Source organism: Mycobacterium sp. TH-M25 (assembly GCF_057473665.1).
Genome location: NZ_JBYCLA010000569.1, coordinates 1 through 4,434, shown reverse-complemented (window position 1 = coordinate 4,434; position 4,434 = coordinate 1). Strand labels below are relative to the sequence as shown.

The window sequence follows — 4,434 nt, the reverse complement described above, 5'->3', positions numbered from 1 at the left end:
CTGGGCAGATCTCGTGACCGTCAGCGGGCAGTTTTCATGACCGCCACCGGGCACTTATATGGCCGCCACTGGGCAGTTTGCCGTGGCCGCCAACAGTCATGAAAGCATTTCGCCTACAGTCAAGCGACAAACGTCAACGACCGACGATGCCCAGACGCCACGGCGTCAGAGGTGCTCACGGGTGGGGTCTAACTGCGGTACTTGGACTCAGTGATGACATCCAGGTGGCGTCGCGGCGAGGTGAAGATGAGCAAGCGTTCGCTTTCGAAAGATTTGCATCGTTTGCTCGCGGCGAGCTACGGGAACCAAACATCAAACCAATCGCATTTACTGATGTCGTAGGGGCGGACAGTACTCTTGCGGCACAAGGAAAGCACGGGACTTCCGTTCGAGTGAGGCTGAGTGACCCCAATGAGAACAACATTCTCGGCAACACCCTCAAAAACCCAACGATAAAACGGCTCGTCAATCTACTGCGCATATATACGCCTATCGGGCAGGTTAATGATTATCTCGCTCACCCCGCTTTTCACGGCGCGCGCAAGGGCGATCTCGATTGCACAGTTCGATGGACCCATGACTCCACCGAACCCGTCGAGGAGACCGTCGAGTACCGGTACTTGGAGCTTTCAGACCTTCCGAGTTCTCCATCACTCGACTTCAAAGCATTCGTAAACAGTGGAATGCCGGGTCGCCGGTCTGTTCACACGCTCTATCGACGACGCCGTGGAGGGCAGTATTTCCTCTCCGCTGCCGAAATACAGCCGGCTGACATCGTCAAGGAGCTTGAGAACGACCTTAACGAAGCGGAAGCGCTTCCGGGTCTCGTTGGCGACCAGGGGACCTTCGTTGCTGAGATCCCGCGAGGTTTCCAGGTAGCCGTTTCCGGCGGAATGAGAACCGAATATCGCGCTCGTGAACCAAAGTCCACGGCAGCTGCCTTCCGCGGAATAGTCCTGCAAGAGAACCAGTCACCCACCCTTGGGCGTCGCGAGGTCGTTGACCAGCGAAAGTCATTGCCAAAAGTGGCTGCGGATCATGAGAAAGCCTATGAGGACGTTCGAAAGAAGTTGGTCGGTAAGGCGGAGCCGCAACCGCAGACCTTGGCATCTGCCAAATGGTTAATCGAGCATATCGAACGTATCCGCTCAGACCTTCGACACCAAAAACCGTTGTCTCAATGCACCTATATTTGGGCAGGCAAGAATTCTGGCGAAGCCCGAGTTATGCTGATGTTTGCAGAATTGCTTTCCCGCGGAGAATTTGGAAGAATTTTCCTTCTTGAGTGTGGTCTGGCGCATGCATACGACTTCACATTCCTGCAAGAAACGTGTGATGAGCTTGATGCCGAAGTTCAGCGGAGGTTGGTCGAAACGGGCTACGCAGAGCTGCGCGGAGGTGCTAAAAAAGGTGCTAAAAATACACACTTTCGTTACGGAATCGGCGAGTTTAAGGATGCGGGTGCGACAGTCCTTCGCGAGTTCGACGAGAACATTAAACAGAAACAGGCTAACACGATCGATCTGCTCGTTTGCTATGACTTCGACGAGGAGGATGTGACCGACGCGGGATGGACGTCGAGTGACGCCGATGAGTCGACACGCGAATTCTGCGGCCAGACGCACATCTGGCAACCAAGCCCGAGCTACACTTTGCGGCAGCGGGAGCTAGCCGTGGTGTCATTGAAGGGGTTGGTGGAAGAGCTTGTTGCGGACGGCAAGCTAACGGCTTTCACGGAGCCGTGGCCGGATGTGCTCCCGCCAATCATCGGGTCGTAACGATGGGATTGCCGACTCTATCGAGGCCAGCCGTCAGCTGTCGCGCGCCGTCCATGTTGTCGGTGTCTGCCACGCGGATGCCCACGGGCGCCCGCATTAGGTTGTCGCCACGCTCAGCAAGGCTTGGTGGGCGCTTTACCAGCTAAGGCGGCAAGACGGCTAACGATCTCCATGTAGGGGATGTACTTGGTGTTGGCACCCCAGGAAAGCCGAAGCGCGCCTGCGATGCGATCGCGTGCAAGTCCCGCTGCGGTAAGCACGTGGCTGGGCTCGTAGCTCTGGGATGTGCATGCTGAGCCATTCGAAACGGCGACGACGTCCTTGAGGGCGACGATCGCTGCTTCCGAATCGACCCCCGGCACTGAAAAGTTGAGAGTGCTGGGGACTGTCCGTGCAGGGTCACCGTTAATCTCGATCCCGAGAGGTTTGAGCGCCGACAGAAGTTCGTCTTTCGTCGCCTGGCAGGCGCGCGTCCGGCTCGAGGATTCGTCCAGTGCCAACTGTGCGGCAGTCCCGAGGCCGGCGATTAGTGCTACTGGAAGAGTGCCTGGCCGCAGCCCTCGCTCCTGTCCGCCGCCAAACATGAGCGGTGCAAGCGGGGGTCGCCTGAATCTGCGTGTTCGCGAAACTAATGCGCCGATACCCTTGGGGCCGCCAATCTTGTGGCCGGACAGGGCGAGCAGATCGATGCGTGGCTCGCGCAGCAACTGGATGAGTTTGCCGTAGGCCTGCGCGGCGTCGACGTGAAAGAACGAGTCGTGGCCTCTGAGCGCATTGGCGATCTCGTCGATTGGCTGGATGACACCGGTCTCGTTGTTGACTCCCATCACGGATACGAGCAGGGTGTCGGGCCGGACAGCTGAGGAGACTTTGTCGGCGGCAACCCAGCCGCCTGCAGTTGGTGGTAGTAGCTCAACCTCAAAGCCTCTGTTCTGCAGCACTTCCAGTGGTTCTAGCACCGCCTTGTGTTCGATCTGTGTCGAGATGACGTGACGCTTGCCACTGGCATCGCCGTGAGCTGCAAGGCCGAGGATAGCCAGGTTGTCGCTCTCGGTCGCCCCGCTTGTGAATATGATTTCGTCGGGCTTTGCCGCCACCACCGCAGCCACCTGCTCGCGAGCGCGCTTGACGCGATCCTTCGCGGCCTGCCCGTAGCTGTGCGTGCGGCTCCCGGCATTGCCAAACTCGTATGACATATATGCGAGCACCTCGTCAGCCACACGCGGGTCGACGGGTGTGGTGGCGTTGAAGTCGAGGTACACCGGTCGTGCCAGCCCGCTGTGAGCAGCACTGACGACTTTGTTGTCGGTGGTGGTCGTTACGGTCATGGTCAGCAGCATAGTCCTTGGTATGGACAACAGTTTGGAAAAAGATTGGCGTGTTGTATGGACCTATGAGTCCATACACCGTAGGGTCCGGGGGTGTGGGTGTGAAGCCGACTACTGACACGCGTGGGGGCTCGTCGTCGGGCGGTATGGCGAGTGAGTTTGAGTACGTCTTTCCCGCGATACGGGGTGTGCAGGCGGGGCGAGAGTACTACGTCACGATGTGTCCGTTGCGGCTCATCCCTCGCATCTTCCTCTTTAATGAGGAGGAGCTGCCGCCGGAGATGCGCGCTCAACGGCTTCTCAACAAGGCGCGCGTACCCGAGATTTCGCGCTACATCGTGGAGAATCCTCACGGTTATGTCTTCTCCGCGCTGACTGCGTCGGTAAATGCCGAAGTTCGCTTTACCCCGCTGGCTGGTGACGGCAGTCCTGGGGAGCGCTTAGGGACACTCACCATCCCGATGTCTGCTTCTTTCATCATCAACGATGGGCAGCATCGCCGCGCCGCGATCCAGCAAGCATTGGTCGAGAACCCTGCGCTCGGTGACGAGACCATCGCTATGGTTATGTTCATCGACGCCGGCTTGGAGCGGTGTCAGCAGATGTTCGCCGACCTGAACCGCTACGCGATCCGCCCTGCAAAGTCCATCGGAGTGCTCTACGACCACCGGGACCCCATGGCCGCGATTTCGCGTCTGGTCGTCGCACAAAGCCCCCTTTTGCGCGATCTCACCGAGATGGAGACGAGCAACCTTGCGCCGCGATCGCGCAAGCTCTTCACCTTGTCGGCGCTGCACACCGCCACCGGTGCGTTACTCGATGAGGTGCAGCCGGATTCGCTCACTGAGCGTGTCGACCTAGCGGCGCAGTTCTGGCGTGTCGTCGCCGATCAATTCCCGGCATGGCAGCAGGTTTACCGCGGCGAGATCACGGCCGGCGAGGTGCGTCAGGACTTCATACATACCCACAGCATCGCGTTGCATGCATTCGGCAGGGTTGGCAACACGCTGCTGCGCCAGACTACGGACGCGTCAATGTGGGAGAAGTACCTCAAGAAGCTCCGCAGTATTGATTGGCATCGCAACAATGCCGAGATATGGGAAGGTCGCGCAACCACTGCCGGGAAAGTCACTAAAAGCCGCACCAACGTCGAACTAACGACCGCATACGTCCGATCAGCGTTGGGCATGTCGCTTCCGCCTGACGAACAGCGGGCTGAGGATAGCTTCACTAAAGGAGATTCTCAATGAAGTTGTCAAGCCGCCGCGGCGTTAGGTGTGGTGGGTTGATAGGCCTGGTGGTCGCGCAGCATGGCCCACAGGACGTTG

General features: G+C 58.6%; 3 protein-coding genes. 2 read left to right on the top strand and 1 reads right to left on the bottom strand.

Annotated elements, in window-relative coordinates; translation table 11 throughout:
* The first annotated feature begins 224 nt into the window (after positions 1-224).
* Complete coding sequence (locus AC2VOU_RS19005) at positions 225-1,778, top strand: hypothetical protein (RefSeq protein ID WP_486958750.1); 1,554 nt, start codon at positions 225-227, stop codon at positions 1,776-1,778.
* Between the two features lie 113 nt (positions 1,779-1,891).
* On the opposite strand, the gene dndA is transcribed toward AC2VOU_RS19005, so the two are convergent.
* Complete coding sequence (gene dndA / locus AC2VOU_RS19000) at positions 1,892-3,106, bottom strand: cysteine desulfurase DndA (protein ID WP_486958749.1); 1,215 nt, start codon at positions 3,104-3,106, stop codon at positions 1,892-1,894.
* Positions 3,107-3,252: 146 nt separating this feature from the next.
* Between dndA and dndB the strand changes: the two genes are divergently transcribed.
* Positions 3,253-4,356: a DNA sulfur modification protein DndB gene (gene dndB / locus AC2VOU_RS18995; protein ID WP_486958751.1), complete on the top strand. Its 1,104-nt coding sequence runs from the start codon at positions 3,253-3,255 to the stop codon at positions 4,354-4,356.
* The last annotated feature ends 78 nt before the right edge of the window (positions 4,357-4,434 follow it).